The 21060-nt window shown below is 46.5% G+C and carries 15 protein-coding genes and 1 tRNA gene; 7 read left to right on the top strand and 9 right to left on the bottom strand.

Going from position 1 to position 21060, the window contains the following annotated elements:
* Positions 1-68: 68 nt before the first annotated feature.
* The 5 genes from ACUM5Y_RS03325 (at position 69) to ACUM5Y_RS03305 (ending at position 3647) form a co-directional block, all read left to right on the top strand.
* The gene (locus ACUM5Y_RS03325) at positions 69-668 is read left to right on the top strand and encodes a TetR/AcrR family transcriptional regulator (protein ID WP_445975427.1); all 600 of its coding nucleotides are present in this window, start codon (positions 69-71) and stop codon (positions 666-668) included.
* Between the two features lie 294 nt (positions 669-962).
* Positions 963-1385, top strand: coding sequence for a MauE/DoxX family redox-associated membrane protein (locus tag ACUM5Y_RS03320; RefSeq protein ID WP_445975426.1), 423 nt, complete (start codon positions 963-965; stop codon positions 1383-1385).
* 208 nt (positions 1386-1593) lie between these two features.
* Entirely contained in the window at positions 1594-2115 is a 522-nt protein-coding gene (locus tag ACUM5Y_RS03315) for a TetR/AcrR family transcriptional regulator (protein ID WP_445975425.1), read from the top strand.
* Entirely contained in the window at positions 2112-3161 is a 1050-nt protein-coding gene (locus ACUM5Y_RS03310) for an alcohol dehydrogenase family protein (protein WP_445975424.1), read from the top strand. Before ACUM5Y_RS03315 ends, ACUM5Y_RS03310 begins: the two co-directional genes overlap by 4 nt.
* Before the next feature lie 156 nt (positions 3162-3317).
* Complete coding sequence (locus tag ACUM5Y_RS03305) at positions 3318-3647, top strand: DHCW motif cupin fold protein (RefSeq protein WP_445975423.1); 330 nt, start codon at positions 3318-3320, stop codon at positions 3645-3647.
* 55 nt (positions 3648-3702) lie between these two features.
* Here ACUM5Y_RS03305 and ACUM5Y_RS03300 read toward each other — a convergent pair whose 3' ends face one another.
* Positions 3703-4233 carry a peroxiredoxin-like family protein gene (locus tag ACUM5Y_RS03300; RefSeq protein WP_445975422.1) on the bottom strand — a complete coding sequence of 177 codons (531 nt, stop codon included), beginning with the start codon at positions 4231-4233 and terminating at the stop codon, positions 3703-3705.
* Between the two features lie 114 nt (positions 4234-4347).
* Between ACUM5Y_RS03300 and ACUM5Y_RS03295 the strand changes: the two genes are divergently transcribed.
* Positions 4348-5190, top strand: coding sequence for a helix-turn-helix domain-containing protein (locus ACUM5Y_RS03295; protein ID WP_445975421.1), 843 nt, complete (start codon positions 4348-4350; stop codon positions 5188-5190).
* A gap of 90 nt (positions 5191-5280) precedes the next feature.
* Positions 5281-5357, top strand: a tRNA-Ile gene (locus ACUM5Y_RS03290).
* Positions 5358-5533: 176 nt separating this feature from the next.
* Here ACUM5Y_RS03290 and ACUM5Y_RS03285 read toward each other — a convergent pair.
* The 8 genes from ACUM5Y_RS03285 to ACUM5Y_RS03250 form a co-directional block, all read right to left on the bottom strand.
* Complete coding sequence (locus ACUM5Y_RS03285) at positions 5534-6439, bottom strand: response regulator (RefSeq protein WP_445975420.1); 906 nt, start codon at positions 6437-6439, stop codon at positions 5534-5536.
* Positions 6436-9897: an ATP-binding protein gene (locus ACUM5Y_RS03280; protein ID WP_445975419.1), complete on the bottom strand. Its 3462-nt coding sequence runs from the start codon at positions 9895-9897 to the stop codon at positions 6436-6438. Before ACUM5Y_RS03280 ends, ACUM5Y_RS03285 begins: the two co-directional genes overlap by 4 nt.
* A gap of 205 nt (positions 9898-10102) precedes the next feature.
* Positions 10103-11449 (bottom strand): DEAD/DEAH box helicase, encoded by a 1347-nt coding sequence (locus tag ACUM5Y_RS03275; RefSeq protein ID WP_445975418.1) that lies wholly within the window; start codon positions 11447-11449, stop codon positions 10103-10105.
* Positions 11450-11589: 140 nt separating this feature from the next.
* Positions 11590-12471 (bottom strand): transglutaminase family protein, encoded by an 882-nt coding sequence (locus ACUM5Y_RS03270; protein ID WP_445975417.1) that lies wholly within the window; start codon positions 12469-12471, stop codon positions 11590-11592.
* Positions 12468-15050, bottom strand: coding sequence for a circularly permuted type 2 ATP-grasp protein (locus ACUM5Y_RS03265; protein WP_445975416.1), 2583 nt, complete (start codon positions 15048-15050; stop codon positions 12468-12470). The genes ACUM5Y_RS03270 and ACUM5Y_RS03265 overlap by 4 nt, the downstream gene beginning before the upstream one ends.
* Positions 15051-15083: 33 nt before the next feature.
* A complete protein-coding gene (locus ACUM5Y_RS03260; protein ID WP_445975415.1) occupies positions 15084-18446 on the bottom strand; it encodes a transglutaminase family protein in 3363 nt (1120 codons plus the stop codon).
* Positions 18443-19387, bottom strand: coding sequence for an alpha-E domain-containing protein (locus tag ACUM5Y_RS03255; protein ID WP_445975414.1), 945 nt, complete (start codon positions 19385-19387; stop codon positions 18443-18445). The genes ACUM5Y_RS03260 and ACUM5Y_RS03255 overlap by 4 nt, the downstream gene beginning before the upstream one ends.
* Before the next feature lie 2 nt (positions 19388-19389).
* Positions 19390-20844 (bottom strand): circularly permuted type 2 ATP-grasp protein, encoded by a 1455-nt coding sequence (locus ACUM5Y_RS03250; protein WP_445975413.1) that lies wholly within the window; start codon positions 20842-20844, stop codon positions 19390-19392.
* Between the last annotated feature and the right edge of the window lie 216 nt (positions 20845-21060).

Below are 21060 nucleotides of genomic sequence, written 5' to 3'. Positions count from 1 at the left end.
AAAGTAAACTGCTTGGTTTAATTTGTTTTGCCGTGTTTTAATAGAGGCTTCTGCTGGGATGGAAAGCTATGAAGTTAACTGAAAAGAAGCGCTTACAGATATTAGATACGGCTGAGAAAATGTTTTACGAAGTGGGAGTAGAGCATACCACTATGGATCAGCTTGCTGCGCAGGCAAGGGTGTCAAAAAGAACGGTTTACAATCATTTTGAAAATAAAGATGCTTTATTTGCTGCGATTATTGAGCGTATGTTAAGTAGTTTAAGCTCTGCCGACCCGGTGTTATATCACAGCAATCAGCCCTTAGAGGCACAGCTAACTAAAATCGCAGAAAATGAAGTTCAGCTGCTGACGTCACCAGAATTTCTTCGTGTTGCAAAAATTGGTTTTATGCAACTGCTGAAAGACTCGGATCTGGCTAAACATTTAACGCAAATCAAAATAGGCTGTTTAGGGTATTTAGCAGATTTTTTGACCGCCGCCTGTGATGACGGTCGTTTGGTTATAGAAGATTGTGACTTTGCCAGCAAGCAATTTGTTTATCAGCTAAAGTCATTTGTTTTTTACCCTCTGCTATACGGTTTTGAGACGGTGACAAGTGCCCAAAAAGAACAGGTCATCGAAGAAACTGTACAGTTAGTTTTGAGCCGTTATAAGCCGACAGATTAGCCTGCTTCTGGCGAACATCAGTGCTTGATCCCTTGAATGCTTCGCAAGCAAATTAAATAGTTCCCCTCGTGCGTAAAAATCCTTGTGCTTCATTATTTTGTCCACAAATTGATGATCGAGATAACAATGTGCATCTGGCCTGTAGTCGGTTGTCATCCCCCTGCTTTGTTTTAAAATAGGCTCCGTTATTGAGGCTTCTGTCGATCTTGAAACAAGATAATTTTATGGATGAATCTAATATTGATTCAGGTCGTAATACAGAAAATGATTATTTAGATTTCAAGGTTAGGTGCTATGTCTACAGTTTCTATTTCACGAAGCAAACTTGAATGGAGTTTGTTCGGCTTACGATTAGGTGTGTTCATTGTTTTTTTAATGTGGACTTTGGATAAATTTGTTAATCCAGGTCATGCCGCCGTCGTTATGAAGGTGTTTTACTCGGTACCAAATTTAAGTGAAAACATTGCCTACTTATTAGGGGCCGCGCAATTGGCCTTGGTGATTAGTTTTCTAATTGGTTTTCAGAAGCGTTGGGCAACACTGATCATTTTGATCATGCATTTGAGCTCAACTCTAGTGTCTTTTGGACGCTATATGGACCCTTGGGGCCCATCAAATTTATTATTTTTCGCCGCTTGGCCAATGCTAGCAGCAACGATTACTTTGTATTTGTTACGTGAGTACGATACTAAGTTTTCTCTTGGCAAGGCAGCGTAACCCTATTTATCTGTATTGAGCGGATAAATTACCTTTCATAGGTATCATGTTTCTTTTACCAGCAAGTTTAAAGATTCATTCTCAATTCCTCCCCTTTATTAGTGGTGTTCTTCGGAATACCACTTTTTTTTGCCCAAAATAAGTGATTTGACCAAGTAGAGTGTTTGTTCTACTATGTGGGTAGAACAAACACTCTACTTGGTGGTTTATGTTAGATAAAGACATCGCAGCAAAACTTGAAATAGCCTTTAGCCAATATGGTTTTGTGCAGCCTAGCGTGGCTCAGCTTAAAACTGAGTGTCAGGTGAGCCTGCGCACTTTGTATAAATACTATCCCTCAAAAGATGAAATGATTGTGGCGGCTTTGAGCTATCGGCATGAACGTTATTTGGATTTTCTTTCAGCGGATGTGAATGAATTGGGTGGCGCAGCCATTGGGCAGGTGTTCGATAAGCTGGAAATCTGGATGAAAGATTATGCCCCATACGGCTGTTTATCGATGAACGCTATGGCAGCGTATCCAGAGAACTGCATGATTCAAGAGGCTGTAAAACAGCATAAACGAGAAGTGCGAGACTTCTTAGGCAAGTTATCCGCACGGCCCGATTTGGCCACGCCATTATTCATTCTACACGAAGGCGTTGCCAGTGCTTGGCCAATACTTGGCTCGGTGGCGATGGCTTCCGTTAAACAAACATTGATTTCATTATTTAAGGAAAATGCCGTATGACACAGGTAACGCAAACGATGAAAGCTGTACAGCTTATGGGCCATGGAGGCCTAGATAAACTTGTATACAAAGAGGATGTAGCGAAACCCAGCGTGCAAGCGGACCAAGTGTTAGTCAAAGTGGCGGCCGCAGGGGTTAATAATACCGATATTAATACTCGTCTTGCTTGGTATTCAAAAGGCGAGAGCGACCATGACGATGCGAGTTGGTCTGGAGAGCCGCTGTCTTTTCCTTTTATCCAAGGGGCCGATGTCTGTGGCTATATTGAAGCCGTAGGTGAAAATGTCAGTGCCGATCGTATTGGGGAAAGGGTGATGATTGAGCCTTGCATGACACAAGTTCAAGGCAAAAAAGTGGCTAGTTTTTGGTACCTAGGGTCAGAGTGTGATGGCGGCTTTGCTCAATATACCGTTGTTGATAGTGTGCATGCCTTTAAAGTAAACAGTGATATGTCCGATGTGGAACTGGCTTCATTCCCTTGCTCCTATTCCACCGCTGAAAACCTACTCAGCCGTACTCAAGTCGCTCAATCCGATACTGTGTTAATTACCGGGGCATCCGGTGGGGTTGGCTCCGCTGCCATTCAGTTAGCGAAAGCCCGAGGAGCAAAGGTAATCGTGGTGAGTAGTCCTTCTAAACAGCAAACCTTGCTTAGTTTAGGCGCTGATCTTGTGCTGAATCGTAATATGGACTTACTCGCTGAGTTAGGGGAAAACAGCGTAGATGCGGTGATTGATTTGGTGGCGGGAGAACAATGGCCAACATTACTGCAACTTCTTAAACCAAAAGGACGCTACGGTGTTTCTGGCGCTATTGGTGGTGCCTTGGTGGAGCTTGATGTGCGAACTTTATATTTAAAGGATTTGAGCTTCTTCGGTTGTACGCATCTGGACGAAGGTGTTTTCGCTCGTTTAGTGTCGCTTATTGAAGCCCGAGCGATACGCCCTGTCGTCGCGAAAGTGTTTGATTTGCAAGATATTCATCAGGCGCAAATTACCTTCTTGGAAAAGCTGCATACTGGAAAAATAGTGCTCCGAGTGCCTTAAAATCTTAGCCTTAGATATTTCTCAATATTTCATAAAGCTGACTTATTCCATCGCTATACTAGAGGGTTACTGAGTGATATAACTGCGATGAATTTTATAGGCTAGCGGATGGACCGTTTAGCGGATGGAAAAGAACAATAAATCTAAGGTAACAAGATGCAAATACAAGACTTACCCTTTAGCGTGACAGATTGGCAAGGGGTGGAAAAAACCACTCATAAAGGGGAAACAGGTTTCGCTTATTGGCGCACCCGACAGTTTGGCGATATTCGTGTGCGTATGGTGACCTACTCGGCAGGGTATTTGGCCGATCATTGGTGTACGAAAGGGCACATTCTTTTCTGCGTTAGTGGTGAATTAAATACGGTTTTGAAAGACGGACGTACTTTTAATTTGTCTGCTGGCATGAGTTATCAAGTGGCAGATGATGCCGAACCTCACCGCTCTTCAAGCTCTGAAGGGGCGACTTTATTTATCCTTGATTAACACTGCAAAGTTAAGCAAAACCTCTAGGGTTTTGCTTAACCTAGTCTGGCTCGTGTTAAACAAGCTCACCGCGTGCAGGGTAATTCATTTCTAACACTTTACCGATGGCGCCTAATAACTCTTTAAAGCTTGGGCGTACAAATGGCATTGTGCTGATGTTGCTCCAGTAAAGCGTACCGTCTGGTTTAATGAAGAATAAGCCTGGTTCTGTGAACTCAGCTGGCTCTTCGATGCCGATACTTGTTTTGCCACGGCCAGCACTGCGGTGTAGACCCCAAGCCTGTGACTGCTCAACCGTCAACCCATAACCTAGGGTTAGGTTATCAATATTCCATTCTTCAAAGGCTTGCTTAGCGCGTTCTTCTGTATCGCTGCTCACAGCAAGTGCCGTAACACCTAGGGCTTTAAAATCTTCCGTCAAACGGCTCAGCTCTTGTAAATAAGTGCGACATAACGGGCAATGCAAACCGCGATAAACCACCACCATAGTGAAATTTTCTGGTGTCTGCTCAGCAAGAGACCAAGGGCCAGATAGGGTGTTTACCTGTAATTCAGGGGTTTGTTGACGAGGTTTTAAAACGATCATGTTCCGCTCCTTTGTAAGATAAGTCGTCATCATAGAGCAAATAATGCTACGATTAGTGTCAAATAATCTTATTTATATTGCAGATCGTATTATAGATTGAATCGAGAGGTTAAAATGGACCGTCTTTCATCTGTGTTGCATAACTTCCGTGCTACTGCCTCTGGTGTTGCCTGCGAGCAACATCAGGGCCTAAAAAAATTAGCATTGTTACCGCATGCTTGTTACTGGTTTTATCTCGTGGAAGGTGAGGTGAAACTTACCAGCAATAGCGGTCAAACCTTACGTTTAGAGCGGGGAGACGGCTTGTGGCTGGCTGTTGGTCAGCCCTTATCTTTACAAGTAATTGGGGAGTCTGCCCGACTATTGGAGTGCGACTTTTCCTTTGGTAGCGTATTGGCCAATAATCGTTTAAACCCTTTATTAGAGCGCCAGCAAAGCTGGATAAAAGTGGCTAAAAACGATGATATTGCCAAACAGCTTGCGCCTATGACACAGCTATTACTACAGGAAAGTATGGATCCACGATGTGGGTCTAAAGTGGTGGTGGAACGTTTGGCCGAAGCTTACCTAGTGCAATTGCTACGTGCCTTTTTGCAGTTCCAGCGCATTGAAGTTGGCCTCATGGCGGGCTTGAGTGACCGCAAACTGGCCCGTGCTCTAGTTGCCATTCATGACGACCCAGCACACCCTTGGCAAGTGGCCAGCTTAGCGGCAGAAGCTGGCATGTCTCGCTCAGTCTTCAGTGCCCACTTTAAACAAGCAATGCTCATGACCCCCATGCATTATCTGGCCTTATGGCGCATGCGTTTGGCCAGCCAGCGGCTGATTAATGGTGAGCGAAATCTAGCCTTATTAAGCCAAGAATTAGGCTATCAAAGTGAAGCGGCCTTCCGTCGAACCTTTAAAAAGGTGATTGGTACAACACCAGGAGGCTTAGTGAAATCCGTGGCGGCTTGATATAACAGGGAATTTTTCAAATTCGCGGAGAAAACTGCAAGCATATCTTGGCAATGCAACCTCTTACCTATATAATTCGTGTCGCTTTTAGGGCCTGTAGCTCAGTTGGTTAGAGCATCCGACTCATAATCGGCAGGTCCCCCGTTCAAGTCGGGGCAGGCCCACCATATAAAATAAGCCCTAGCAGGTTAGTACTTGCTAGGGCTTTTTTGTTGGTGCTTTTATACAGTTCAGTTTTTTTGATTGAGTAAAAAATTCCGCTGTTCCATATTGTTTTGAGAACTAGTTTAATAGAGTCAAAGCTTGGTAAAGTATAAATTTTTGTTCGGTTAGGTAGGTTACGTTAATCATTCGCCAATACTTTAAGCGCAATACCTGCGGCGGCAGTACGGTTTTCGACCCCTAGTTTAGGGAATATCTGTTCTAGGTGTTTATTAACCGTGCGAGGGCTCATATCTAAAATTTGGGCGATGTCTCGGTTCGTTTTGCCGTTTGCTAACCAGTGTAAAACTTCCGATTCACGTTCCGTTAAATCCAGTTTTTGCTTCAATAGGTGAGGGCCAGTAGGGCGCTTGCCATCTTCCAGTTTCAGTAATCTTTCCTGTCCGGTTTGGTTATTAATCATCTTGACGGATAAAGGGTAATCCAAATTGTGTAGCTCAATTCGGCTATCAATGGCGGGGTTTTGGCTAAGCCAAAGGCGCAGTTGCATCGCCATGTCAGTTTGTTGCCAGTCATCTGTGGCGCGGGCTTTGGCAAATAGTGCGTAAGTTTGTGGGGTGGCCCATTCTATATGACCAGCATCTGAAACTGTCATTAAGTGTTGTCCGGTGCTGTCTAGAGCCAACTGTGCACTGTTGGTTAATCTTGCGTTATTTAGATGAACTTTCATTCTGGCGATCAGCTCATTTGGCTTAATGGGCTTGGTTAAATAGTCCACGCCGCCCGCTTCTAAGCCTCTTACAATATCGTCCGTATCGGACAGTCCGGTCATGAAAATAACCGGGATCGCAGCCAGATTAGCGTCGGCTTTAAGGGCTCTACAGGTTTCAAAGCCATCCATATTGGGCATGATGGCGTCCAGCAAGATAATGTCTGGGCGTATGCGTTTTGCAATAGTGAGTGCTTGCTTACCCTCAAGCGCAACTAATACATCCATGTTGGCACTTTCTAGAGTGTCGTTAATTAGACTCAATGCATCGGCCGAATCATCGACCACTAAAACTATGTCGTTTTTCGTTGTCATCATGATTGTGTCTCTCCAGTGCCTTTGGGTGGCTCACTATGCTCAATAATGAACTTAGATAAAAGATCAAATTGAAACGCTTGATAGTAGCGCTCTAATTGTTGTTGAACGTCTTCGGGTACAAGGTTTTGCTTAGTAATTTTCTCTAAACAGTTTCCTATACCTTTGCGATACCCCATGTCGGCAAAAGCACTCAGTTCCCGAAATATTTCATGATCTGGTAGTTTGATTTCTGTGCTTGAGGCACTGATTGGTTGGGGGCTAGGTGTCGCATTGGGTAAGATTTTAGCGGGTTGTTCTGTGCCTTGAAATACCCAATCCAATGAAAGATGTTCCGCTATTTTGGTTAGTAAAGTGAGGTTGTTCACCGGTTTGACTAAATAATCATTAAAAGCGGCTTTCTCATCGGGAAGGCGGTGGTGTTCCTGAGCATCAGCGGACAACATAATGATGGGGGCGCTGATGTCTTGCTGGCGTAGGGTTTTCGCGAGCGTTAAACCATCCATGCCAGGCATTGAGACATCCAGCAGAATTAAGTCCGCGTGAATCATGTCGATTTGCTCAAGAGCATGTTGAGCATTGTGTGCTTCGTAGACAATAAATGACAAGGGTACTAATAGATCAGACAACAAGCCTCGTACAATCGGATCGTCGTCAACGATTAAGAGTTTCTTTTGGTAACCCTGATAGCCAATAATACGCTGCTTCGGACTCTCTCTCACGATTTGATCATTCACCCAAGGCAGCATTAGGCTGACTTTAAATTCACTGCCTTGACCAAGCTTGCTGTCTGCTTGTAAATCGCCCCCCATAATTTCAGTAAGCAGTTTAACTATGGTGAGACCCAAGCCTGTGCCCGGCAAGTTGGCCGTATCAGTATTCCGCACTCGTTCAAACGGGTCAAAGATACGGGACAGGTGATCTTGCTGTATACCAGGCCCAGTGTCTTTGATGATGAATTCCGCCACTTGATTGCGATAGTGAATATGAAATTCTACCTTCCCTTGAGGAGTGTACTTGACCGCGTTGGATAGGAGGTTTATCAGGATTTGGCGCAAGCGTTTTTCATCTGTGATGACAGAGTTTGGCAAAGGGTCGCGAATATGGCTATGAAACTGGATGCCCTTGCTGGTGGCTTGCATGGAAAACATATTGCATAACTGATCAATAAGAGCAGGCAGATCCACCGTATCGCGATACAAATCCAGCCGTCCTGCTTCAATTTTGGATATATCCAATAAGCCTTCAATTAGATCAGCAAGGTATTGCCCGCTGCGCTGGATAATGTCTAAGCCATGTTGGTGTTGAGGTGGTGTTTCATTCTTCTCCGAGAGCAATTGGGCATAGCCAATAATAGACTGCAACGGCGTTCTTAATTCATGGCTAATGCCTGTGAGGTAACGACTTTTCGCGGCATTAGCGCGCTCGGCTAATTCCTTTGCGAGTTGTAAGGCTTTGTCGGTTTCTTGGTGAGCGTCGATTTCTTTGGTGAGCTTACGGGTTTGTCGATTGGATTCTTTTTGTGCCACTACCCGGCTTTCATGGGCGAGTAAGAACAGCCAAGATAACACCCCAGATACGATTAATAGGGTAAAGAATAGAGTCCACATGGTTTGGCCGAGTAAGATTTCTTCGGCTCGCGTCTGCGGCGCCATTTGCCGATAGATAAGCGCCATTAAGGCCGCATTGATGAGGTTGATCAGCGCCAATAAAGAGGCGAACTGACCAAGGCGCGAATTAATAAGGCGCACAATTTTCTTAGGCAGAAATAAACGCTGAAAGGCGACACTCTGCTGAGTAATGCGAGCATGGGGTTTACAGCTGTCAAGGCAGCGCACGTCTAAGGAACAGCATAGAGAACAAATGGGCTGCATATAGGCGGAGCAATAGCTCATGTCGGCCACTTCGAAAGCATTTTCACAAATCCCGCAAGTGAGGGTACGAGTGGTGGCATTGGGTTTCTGCTGGGCTTCAATTTCTATATAGGGTAATAACTCAGGAGACTGGCGGGCAAGGTAATATTTGCCCTTGGTAAGCCAAGCAATGAGCGGCACAAAGATAAAGCAACTGGCAAGGCTGACAAAATGACACAAGGCTTTGGCGACTTCACCAAATACTTCTAGGTAACTGATCAGTCCTAAGATGGTGGCGATTAGCATGGAGCCTGTGCCAACAGGGTTGATATCGTATAGGTGAGAGCGTTTGAACTCCACATAATCTGGGCTGAGGCCAAGGGGTTTATTGATCAAAAGGTCCGCGGATAAACACCCTAACCAGCTAACCGCCGCAATAGCAAAAACACCTAGTATGGCTTCGAGAGCTTGGTAAATGCCCAGTTCCATCAGCAATAAAGCAATGACCACATTAAAGACCAACCAAACGACTCGGCCCGGGTGGCTGTGGGTAAGCCGCGAGAAGAAGTTAGACCAAGCAATAGAGCCTGCGTAAGCGTTGGTGAGGTTGATTTTCATCTGACAGATAAACACCATCACCGCTGCCATAATGAGGGCCAAGGCAGGGGAGTTGGTTAAAAACTGAAAAACCTTTTGGTACATGTGGGTTGGGTCGGTGGCTTGATCAAACTGCAAGCCACTTTGGTAAGCCTGAAACGCTAGGAAAGACCCTAACAGCATTTTCAATGCCCCCATGAACACCCAACCGGGACCAGCGAGGGTCAGCCAGAACCACCAGCGTTTTTTGTTCTCGGGGGTCTTTTCTGGCATAAACCTCAGGTAATCCACCTGTTCGCCGATTTGAGCCATCAGGGCAAAGAGCACGGAGGCTGCTGTACCGAAGAGAATAATGTCGAAGCTGTCGCTGGTTGGAATATGAGGAATGGAGAATTCCGTCCAGGCTGTGAAGCTTTCGTATTCGTTAAAAACCACCACAATCAGCGCTGTAAATTGCAGCACCAGCCATAGGTATTGGGTCGCCCCTTGAAAGCGGCTAATGGCACGAATCCCGTGAGTTACGATGGGAATCACAAATATGGCGGATAGGGCATAGCCTATGGCTAAGGGAATATGAAACAACACCTGCATGGCCGAGGCCAGAATCGCCGCCTCGATGGCAAAAAATATAAAGGTAAAGGTGGCATAAATGAGCGAGGTAATGGTGGAACCTAGGTAACCAAAGCCCGCGCCACGAGTAAGAAGGTCAATGTCTAAACCGTGTTTTGCCGAGTAATACGCAATGGGGAAACCCGTGATGAAGAACACGAAAAGTACCGTCAATATGGCGGCAACTGCATTGCTAAAGCCATAGTTTAATGTAATGGCAGCAGCCAGACCTTCAAGGGCTAAGAAAGCCGTCGCGCCAAGGGCTGTGTGAGCCACTCGCTCTATGCTCATGTTGCTACCTTGCTTAGAGGTATAGCGAAGAGCGTAGTCTTCTAATGTTTGGTCAGCGACCCATTTATTGTAATGACGACGTACCTTAAAAATCTTTTGTGAGGCAGACATAGTTATCTCAATTAAGGTGACAATTCAGTCACAGGTGCACCACTAGAATACAATAAAAAATAACGCGGGAAAAACTGGTGCAAGAACCAAGCTCAAGAAAGCGACAGGAGAGCAAACGCGTTAAAATTATAAAGTGATGTAAAAAAAATAATTGAGGTGTTGCAGACTTCATGCCACTACAGGGCGTAGTGGCATGAAACTAGGTTTAGTCTTGGCTTGGACGAGGCTTACGATTACGACGAGCAGGGGCTAAAGGCTTAGAGCGTAGACCTTGGCCTGGTGTCATATCGGCTTTAGGTGCCGCTGGCTTGCTGCGTCGTGCTTGAGCGTTGCCAGGCTTATTCGTTGCCACAGATTTTGGTTTCTTTGGTTTTTTCGGCTTGATAGGGCGAGTATCTAGCTGAGTGTCAGGCAGCATATGATTGGGCATAAAGTCATCTTCATAACGACGCTCAATCAGTTTTTGCGTTAGGCGCTCGATGGCTTTTAGCTGATCTAATTCATCGGCGCTGACTAATGAAATCGCTTGCCCAGTTGCGCCTGCACGGCCAGTACGACCAATACGGTGAACATAGTCTTCTGCGACATCTGGTAGGTCAAAGTTAACCACGTGAGGTAATTGTTCGATATCCAGTCCACGTGCCGCGATGTCGGTGGCCACAAGAATGCGAATACGACCTTCTTTGAAGTCGGCCAAAGCTCGGGTGCGGGCGCCTTGACTCTTGTTGCCGTGAATCGCGCTGGCACGAATTCCAGCGTCTTCTAGCTGTTTGGTGATCTTGTTGGCGCCATGTTTAGTGCGAGAGAAAACCAAAGCTTGATCCCAATCCCCTTCACTGATCAGTTGGATAAGTAAGTCGGTTTTACGCTTTTTATCCACTGGGTGCAGCCATTGCTCAACGGAAACCGCTGTTGCGTTTCTTGGCGTCACGGAAATTTCCACAGGGTTATTCACCAAACCTTTAGCAAGTTGGCGAATTTCTGGGGAAAAGGTCGCTGAAAATAGTAGGTTTTGGCGTTTTTTCGGCAAGATGGCCAATATTTTTTTAATATCGTGAATAAAGCCCATGTCGAGCATGCGGTCGGCTTCATCCAAAACAAGGATTTCAAGTTGATCAAACTTGATGGCTTTTTGATTGTATAAATCCATTAAACGGCCAGGGGTCGCTATAAGAATATCTGCGCCTCGGCGTAGTGCCATCATTTGCGGGTTAATTTTTACGCCACCAAAGACCACGGTGGATTTTAGCCCAAGGTGTTGGCCGTAGTTTTTTACGCTTTCGGCAACTTGTGCGGCGAGTTCGCGGGTCGGGGTAAGGACGAGTGCGCGAACTTGGTTGGCTTGGGCATTTTGACCCTGACTAAGACGTTCCAGTAAAGGAAGGGTAAAACCTGCGGTTTTGCCGGTGCCGGTTTGCGCCGCAGCCATAACGTCTTGGCCTTCTAAAACCGCGGGAATCGCTTGTGCCTGAATGGCAGAAGGTTCGGTGTAGCCTTGATCCGCAATGGCTTTAAGAATCGGGGCAGACAGCCCAAGGGTGTTGAAACTCATACGTGGTACTCATTGTTTATTGCATCTTTAGGAGGGGCACGTTGCTGATGGTTCAACACCCGTGACTATATTGGGGTGGAGCTTACCCTATATCCCCTTTACATGCTATGAAGATCATCTACCGGCGGGGCAGATAAAGCTTAACTGCGCCTTACGTCTACCGATACCGCCAGTTGTTGACTACTACCGCCTTCAAAAATAACCCCTTGCAGTGGCGTTACATCGGAATAGTCACGCCCCCAGGCCGTTACTATGTGCTGATCGCTTGGCATGATGTTATTGGTCGGGTCAAATTCTACCCAGCCTAGTGATGGAATGAACACCGCAAACCAAGCGTGGGAAGCGTCTGCGCCCACTAATTTTTCTTGTCCTGGCGGTGGTAGCGTTTCTAGGTAGCCGCTCATGTAGCGAGCCGGTAAGCCTACGGAACGAAGGCAACCTATGGCCAGTTGGGCAAAGTCTTGGCAGACCCCGCTGCGCTGTTCGAGCACTTGCTCTAATGGTGTTGCTACCGTGGTGGCATTCGGGTCGAAGGTGAATTCGGTGAATATCTTATTGGTAAAGGCCAAGGCGGCAGTCAGCACGGGTTGATCGTCGCTGAATACTTTGGCCGCATAGGCTTTGAGCTCTGCCGAGCATTTGATCTGTGGGGAATCCAAGACAAACTCTTTTGCCACGCGCAGTTCTGGCGTGTTCGGGTTGGCAAAAAGAGCACGCAACTCACCACAGGTGATCGGGTGATCTGCCAAGGTCTTTTTATGATCCAATGGGCTGACTTCAAAGTCGGTAGTGACATCGATTACCAGCTTTTTATGGGCTTCTTGAATGGAAAAGTAAAAGGTCTGGTTACCAAAATAATCCTGACTTTCGCTCTGATAAACAGGTGGCGGATTGATTTGTACTTTCTGATTCAAGCAAAGCTGGTTGTGAGTATCACGAGGTAATAGGTGAGCCATGTTGTAACATAAGCTCACCGGTGCGCCGTAAGTATATTCCGTTATATGGCGAACGCGATACCTCATACATTGATCTCCATGGTGCTTTTCATAAGGGGTTGTGGACCTGTGGTGTGGTCGAAATATTTGTCGCTAATCAACACGGTAAATTGTTCCAGTTGATCCAATAGCTGGGTCATCATGGTCGCTAACTGTAAGCGTGTTTGGCTTTCGTCATCGACTTTTGCCAGTACTTCAAGGTCGGCCAACTGAATGTCATTCAAAGACTTAATGATCAAACGGCTTTCAGGGCTTAACCCTGCGGTTGGCATTTCATTTCTAGGGAGCTGTTTAATGTACTTGTTAAGCTGTTGTACTTGATAAAGCAGTGATCTTGGGTTGGTGTCGTCGATCATTAACAGGTCTAGGCCGTAGGCAATACGAGCACGGTTACGATAACGGCGACGGAATGAGATCAAGGCTTCCACGCTTAACAGTACCGACTCTAATATCTGCTGTTGCGGAACATCGCTCAAGGGTTGAGTCAGTGCAGACTTGAGCAATTTAGCGGTTTGCAAGGCACGCTCGGTACGACGACCAATTTCTTGGAAGGTCCAGTCTAAGCCGCGTAACATGCTTTCATGGTTTAACCCGGATAGGGCCAGCAAAGAGGTAACTAAGCTGTCTAACGATTCCTCAGGGGCATCTGGCAGGCCGTCTTGATAGGCTGCATCGAGGGCTTGGATATGATCCCGTAACTCATTGATGATGATGCGCGTATCTGCAGAAAGCATTTCTTTTACTTGCTCACTACAGCCAAGCATGGCTTGTAGGTTGGATTTGATCGAGCCTGGGCGAGTGCCATCGGTAATAATGGATACCAACTCTTCTTCAGGGTTATCAAGGAGTTCTTGTTCTGCCTCGATAAAGCCCGGTAAACAGCCTGTTTGCTCGGAAGTCATTTCCAATAGAATTTTTTGACTTTCCATGGGCAGAGGGTCAACCCCGTTCATCTGTTTAAAGACGGTTCGTAACAAACGCATGCTGATTTCTGCACGTTCTGCATAGCGTCCCATCCAGAAGAGGTTTTCTACTACTCGGCTTGGCAGGTTAGTTTGCAAGGCTTCGTCTTGCAGCAAGACTTGGTCGCTGAGTACAGAAACTTTTTGTTCGGCTTCTTTTGCTAACACCCAAGTGTCTTTACTTTTCGATTGGGACAAGTTGGAGACTATGGTGTCTTCCCCTTGGGAACCCACACGGGACAAGCCACCTTTCATGATGCTGTAGCTGTCTTCATCGGCTACGGAGAAGGTACGTAACAGACTTGGGCGAGGGTTGAGTTTGTCACTTTCCCATGTCGGCGATATGGAGCCTGGAATATAGCTTTGCGCCACATATAAATGAGGCGTCTTGCGAATCATCGTGATGGTTTCTTGGATTTTCTCTGGGCTCAGGGTGTGACCATAAATGCTGCCACTAATACGGCTGCGCATGGCAGGTTTAATGATTAGCTTGGAGATATTGGCGCAAATGTATTCTAGGTCTTGCGAGTCGCCACACCACCAAGTTGTCACCGATGGCAAACTCAATGGCTCGCCTAATAAGAACTGACTGATAGCGGGTAAAAATTTAAGTAGTGCAGGTGCTTCTAAAATACCGCTGCCAAGAGGGTTTGCAAGCACCACATTACCTGCGCGGGCGGCTTCAAGTAATCCTGGTACGCCCAAGAAAGAGTCTGCTTTAAGCTCGGCCTGATCACAGAATTCGTCATCCACATGGCGCAGAATGACATCTACTCTGGCCAAGCCATTTAGCGACTTCATCCAAACCGCGCCATTACGCACGGTTAAATCACTGCCCTGTACTAGGGGGAAACCTAAGTAATTGGACAGGTAAGCTTGCTCGAAGTAGGTATTGCTGTAGGCGCCCGGTGTGAGTAGCACGATACGTGGGGTATCTGTCCAAGAGCTGGCCAGTTTCGATAGCATGCTTTTCAGTGATTGAAAATACACAGATAACTGATGTACTTGGCTTTCTCTGAAAACACTGGGAATAACTCGTGAAATTACGGTACGGTTTTCTAAGGCATAGCCTGCGCCACTTGGCGCTTGAGTACGGTCACCGATGACATGATATTGACCGTTTTTATCATTCACCAAATCCACCGCGTGCAGCAGTAGCTGGTGGTCTCCCGGTACGCTTATGCCATGGCATGGGCGTAAAAAGCCTGGGTGACTGTAGATGATTTCTGCTGGAACAATACCGCTCTTGATAAGGTTTTGAGGGCCGTAAAGGTCTTTCAGCATGAGGTCAAACAAGTTTGAACGTTGCTTTAAGCCCGTTTCGATGGCCTGCCATTTGGCGGTATCAATAATGTGAGGAATAAGATCTAGCGCCCAGACGCTAGGCGTTAGTGGGTCGCTGGATAAATTATAAGTCGCCCCGTCTTCACGTAAAATACGCTGGGCACGACGCTGACGCTCATGAATGCCACTGTGACCTAGCTCACCTATTTTATTGAGTAAATGCTGCCAATGAGGTCTTGGTAAGCGACTCTCGGCAAAGGCTTCATCAAAAGCGTGAAGCGGTTGCGCATAGGTGAAAGTTGAGGCCACGGAAGGGATTTCTTCCGTGGCCATCATGGTTTGACTAGATTGCTGTTGCATAAATTGCCTGAACTTTAATATAAATAGAGATAATTAAAGCACAGTATACCTCTTACGTAGATCTAATGTATGAGGATATTCATTCATTGGCTCTTCCGCTGGCACAGACATAGGTCTTGGCACCACGCCATTAGGATGGAATGAACGCAAAGCACTAAAGGCTGGCGGTGGAGACAACTGGCCTTGGGTAAAGCCGTGATCCCAGAAACGATTGACGCGACGCGCCTCAGCTTCGTTACTGTTCACTGGCAATGTCTCATAAGTTCGACCACCTGGGTGAGAGACATGATAAGTACAGCCGCCCACTGAAAGGCCATTCCAAGTATCGATCAAGTCAAATACCAGAGGCGTATCCATACCTAGGGTTGGGTGCAACGCAGATGGCGGCGCCCAAGCCTTGTAACGTACCGCTCCGACGAACTCACCTTTACGGCCTGTAGAACGAATTGGCACACGACGACCGTTACAGCTCAATACATAGCGACCTTCTGTTAAACCAGACAGTTTCACCTGCAAACGCTCGACAGAAGAGTCTACATAGCGCGCCGTACCCGAGCCGGTGATCTCTTCACCTAGTACATGCCAAGGTTCGATTGCCCAACGTAGTTCAATTTCCATGTCGTCAATTTCTTGGCGACCATAATGTGGGAAACGGAACTCTTCAAACGGCGTAAGCCATTCGAGTTTGAAAGGGAAGCCGTGTCTTTGTAGGTCTTCGACCACTTCTTTAACATCTTGCCAGACAAAGTGAGGCAACATGAATTTATCGTGCAGGCTAGTGCCCCAACGAACCAGAGGTTTCTTATAAGGTTCTTTCCAGAATCTTGCCACCAAACAACGCAATAACAGCATTTGTACCAATGACATATGCGGATGAGGTGGCATTTCAAAACCACGAAACTCCAAGATACCTTGGCGACCGCTGGAAGTGCCCGCTGCATAAAGTTTATCGATACAGAATTCGGAACGGTGAGTGTTACCGGTAATGTCCACCAACAGGTTGCGCATTAGGCGGTCCACCAACCAAGGTTGATCCACAAAGCCTTCTGGCATGTTTTGGAAGGCGATTTCCATTTCATACAGAGCTTCGTCGCGGCCTTCATCTGGGCGTGGTGCTTGGCTGGTTGGGCCAATAAACATGCCTGAGAATAGGTAAGACAAGCCTGGATGGTGCTGCCAATAAGTGACTAAGCTTTGAAGCAACTCTGGACGGCGCAATAATGGGCTGTCATTAGGTGTGCTACCGCCTAGGGTCACATGGTTACCACCCCCTGTGCCTGTGTGGCGGCCATCCAACATAAATTTCTCAGCACCAAGGCGGGATAAATAAGCCTGGTGGTAGAGGGTTTCTGTATTGTGAACCAGCTCTTTCCAGTTGGCTGCAGGGTGGATATTTACCTCGATGACACCTGGGTCTGGGGTAATAAGGAATTTCTGCAAACGAGAGTCTTTAGGTGGCTCATAACCCTCAATCACCACAGGTAGGTCTAGGGCTTTCGCGGCATTTTCAATGCTGGTCAGCAATGCAACGAAGTGTTCTAGGTGGGTGAGTGGTGGCATGAAGACATGCAAACGGCCTTCTCTCGGCTCAATACACAAAGAGGTACGAACAACGTTTTTGTAGAGACTTTCTTTACCACTTTTGGCTTTAGGCTTAGCGGTACGCTTATCTGTGCTCGGCGTCACCGCAGATGCTTCTTGTGGTTGCGTCATATTGGCCAAAGGTTGGCGAGGGTCAAATGGGTCGCGTTCTTGAGGCTGCTCTTCTTCAACCACAGCAGGCAAAGAGTTAAGCGGTAAACGGTAACCCATAGGGCTATCACCAGGAATCAGAGTAATGACATCGCTACGCATTGGCCAAAGCGAACTTTGCCATTGCTGAGTGATGGTATTAAATTCCAACGGCAGTAAATAACCTGTGGTGGTGCTTAGGCCACGATTCAGTAGTTTCGCTAGGCGACGTCGTTCCAAGTCGTCCTTCAAATCTGCCTTGGTTGGGTCGGCATCCGCTGGTAGCGACTGCTCTAACCATAAATAGTAAAGTGTGTCTTCGTAGGTGCTTTGCAGATACTTAGGCTCAAGCTTAAGCTCTTCACATAAGGTTTTGCCTAGTGCTTCTGCGTCCTTGATAGTGTGCTTGTAGTCTTTATCAACACGGGCAAGGTATTTTGGATCTTGCCACAAAGCTTCACCATCGGTGCGCCAGAAACAGCCAAGTGCCCAACGAGGGACTTCTTCACCCGGGTACCATTTACCTTGGCCGTAATGTAGCAAGCCGTTAGCACCAAACTCATTCTTCATTTTGAGCAATAAGTCTTTTGCCAGCTTAAGCTTCTCAGCTCCTAGAGCACCTGTGTTCCATTGCTCTGAGTCCATGTCATCAATGGACACAAACGTTGGTTCGCCACCCATGGTAAGGCGGACGTCCCCTTCGTCGAGCTCTTTATCAACAGCATAACCAAGGGCTTTAATGGTTTCCCACTCGCCTTCCGCGTAGGGTTTGGTAACACGGGGATCTTCATGAATACGAGTCACTATGTTGGTGTAGCTGAACTCACACTCACACTCGTCGATCATACCGGTAATAGGCGCGGCAGAAGCAGGCTCTGGCGTACACGCTAATGGAATGTGGCCTTCACCCGCAAATAGGCCTGAGGTTGGGTCTAGGCCAACCCAACCTGCACCAGGTAGGTAAACTTCACACCATGCGTGTAAGTCGGTGAAATCTTCTTCCGGGCCGGAAGGGCCGTCTAATGCTTTGACATCGGCGGTTAATTGCACCAAGTAGCCAGAAGCAAAGCGCGCTGCAAGGCCTAAGCTACGGAGGATTTGCACCAATAACCAAGAGGTATCACGACAAGAACCCTTAGATAAGGTTAGGGTTTCTTCACAAGTTTGCACACCTGGTTCGAGGCGAATGCCGTAGCCGATTTCACTGGCTAAGCGGGCGTTGATGTTCACCAAGAAATCATTAATAGGGGTTTTCTTACGATCAACACTGGATAGCCATTTGTCTAGTAGCGGGCAAGATTCCGTGACCGCAAGGTAAGGCTCTAGCTCTTTTTTCAGGGCTTTGTCATAGGAGAATGGGTAGTCTTCCGCATAACTTTCTACAAAGAAGTCGAAAGGGTTAATAACGGTCATGTCCGCAATAACTTCTACCATGAACTCCAGTTTGTTTGTTTTCTCAGGGAATACCAAACGGGTCTGAAAGTTTCCAAACGGGTCTTGCTGTAGATTCACAAAGTGATCTTCCGGCGTCACTTTAAGCGAGTAACCATGGATTTTAGTGCGCGAGTGGGCCGCAGGACGAAGTCTTAAAATGTGCGGTGCGACATTGATAAAACGATCAAACTCGTAAGTAGTTTTATGCTGTATCGCTACTCTGATGGTCATGTCGCGTCTCCTTGACGAAATTGAAACCAATTTTCGGTAATCTTAAAGCTAATATCTATGATGTCCAGCTGTATATCATTGAGGTACTCATGGAATTCTTGGTCTAAATCTTCCGATGACGTGATCTCATAATAACGGGCGTTGAGCTTGTCTATATTGGCCGCAATAATGCCTGCTCGTGGTAGTTTATTGGCCGCTTCACGAATCTGCTCTAGACAATATTTTAAGCTACGGGGGAAGTAAGGATCTCTTAATAAGAAGCTCACCGTTTTCGCACCATTAATTGAGGTTCTGACCGTACGGCGATAATCCAAGTAAGCACTTTGAGATTTTAATACCTTAGACCAAACTACTTGCCCGAGCTGTACGCTCTCTTCATTTTCTGCTTGTAGCATCAAGGAAAGTGCCGCATCCAGAATACGAGTGTTCATGTCCGCACGTTCTATGTAACGCCCCATAATCAGGAACTGCCAGCCAGCATCACGGCTCATAGCGCCTGCTAATAAACCAATGATGGTCTGACAACCGCTGATTACCGTGGTCAGGAAATCATGGCGCTCTGAACGGTTGATGCCTTGTTTAATATTATGGCGAGCATAGATGTCCAGCTCGTTGATCAGCTCCCAAATCTCTTTGGGTACCACATCTCGTGAAGTACGAATATTTTCTCGAACCATTTTGATAGAAGACAACATAGAGCTTGGGTTGCTGTCATCCGCTAACAAGAATTTTACGACGTTGCGCTCATCTTTTACCTTGTAACGTTGCTCAAATAACTCTACGCCACTGTTAATTTCAATTAGGTTGTACCATGACACTTGAACGTTGCGAGGCAAATCAAACAGTAGGTCATCATAGACACTAACCAAACGAGCAGTGTTTTCAACACGCTCTAAGTAGCGTGCACTCCAAAATAAGCGTTCTGCGACTCTAGATAACATAATTATTGCCCCTTCGTTTCAACGATCCAAGTATCTTTACTACCACCACCTTGTGACGAATTAACCACCAGTGAGCCTTTTTTCATCGCGACTCGGGTAAGCCCGCCAGTGGTCACATAGGTATCTTTACCCTGCAAAATAAACGGGCGAAGGTCTAAGTGGCGAGGCTCCAAATTCCCTTTTGAAATAAGGGTAGGGGCCGTCGACAATTTTAGGGTGGGTTGGGCAATATAGTTTCTCGGGTGTTTCTTTATTAAATCGGCAAAGATAGCTTGCTCTTTCTTGGTTGAGTGAGGCCCAACCAACATGCCATAACCGCCAGACTCATTGGCAGGTTTAACCACCAATTTGTCGAGGTTTTCCAGCACATAGGCTTGCTGTTCTGGGTCATCACATAGGAAGGTTTCCACATTTTTAAGGATAGGCTCTTCTTTTAGGTAATAACGGATGATTTCTGGTACGTAGGCGTACACAACCTTGTCATCAGCTACTCCAGCACCCGGCGCATTGGCGAGGGCCACATTACCGTTACGCCATGCACGCATAAGTCCGGGCACGCCCAATACGGAATCTGGGTCAAAGGCTTCTGGGTCAAGGAATAAGTCATCAATACGACGATAAATTACGTCCACACGTTCTGGACCATCAATGGTCTTCATGTATACGCAGTCGTCAGAGTCGACAAATAAATCACTGCCTTCAACTAATTCAGCCCCCATTTCTTGGGCAAGGAAGGCATGTTCAAAATAGGCTGAGTTATAGATGCCGGGGGTCAGAACCACAATTTCTGGGCTGTCGATATCACGAGGAGACAAGGCGGCTAAAGTATCAAATAACTGCGAGGTGTAATCATTGACGGGCAGTATCTGATCGTTTTCAAACAGTTCTGGCAAGACACGCTTGGTAATCGCGCGGTTTTCAAGCATATAGGAGACACCAGAGGGGACGCGTAAATTATCTTCAAGGACGTAGAAATCCCCTTTGTCATCGCGGACCAAATCTGTGCCACAAATATGGGCCCAAACACCATAAGCTGGCGACACGCCGACACATTCAGGGCGAAAGTTTTTAGATTCTTTGATGATGTGTTCTGGGATGATGCCATCTTTAATGACATTTTGATCGTGGTAAAGGTCGTCGATGAAGAGGTTAAGTGCTTTTAGGCGTTGTTTAAGGCCTTCTTCGGCTACTCGCCAAGCGGATGCTTCTATGGTTCGAGGGATAATATCAAAAGGCCATGCTCTATCAATATTGCCTTCTTCTGTGTAGACAGTGAAGCTAATACCCATTTCTTGGATAGTGGCTTCTGCCGTCAATCGGCGCTTTTCCAATTCGTCTTCCGAAAGACTGTTTAAATAACTAAATAGCTGTTTTGCGGGTGCTCTTGGCTTACTTTTGCCGTCGATGAGTTCATCAAAAAAACCGTTTGACTGATACTGGTTGTGTAAATTATCCATTTAAACCTCGTTCTGCGTTATCAAACTGGGGCTGCATACCATCATAGTGAGCAGGTTTGCTAAATTGTCTTGTGTTCTTGCCCCATAGAAGGGAGATCATTACTCCATTTGTTAAGATTGGTAATTTTGTTTTCTCGTCCCTCCACACTAATCGCTTTTATCTGCTTTGTGAAGATAGCAAGTATCAAGCCAGAGTATTATTTTCAGTGGTTTGCG

The sequence above is a fragment of the Marinomonas dokdonensis genome (assembly GCF_052747885.1).
Note: the sequence above shows the minus strand (reverse complement) of the source record. Positions and strands in the feature narration are given on the sequence as shown.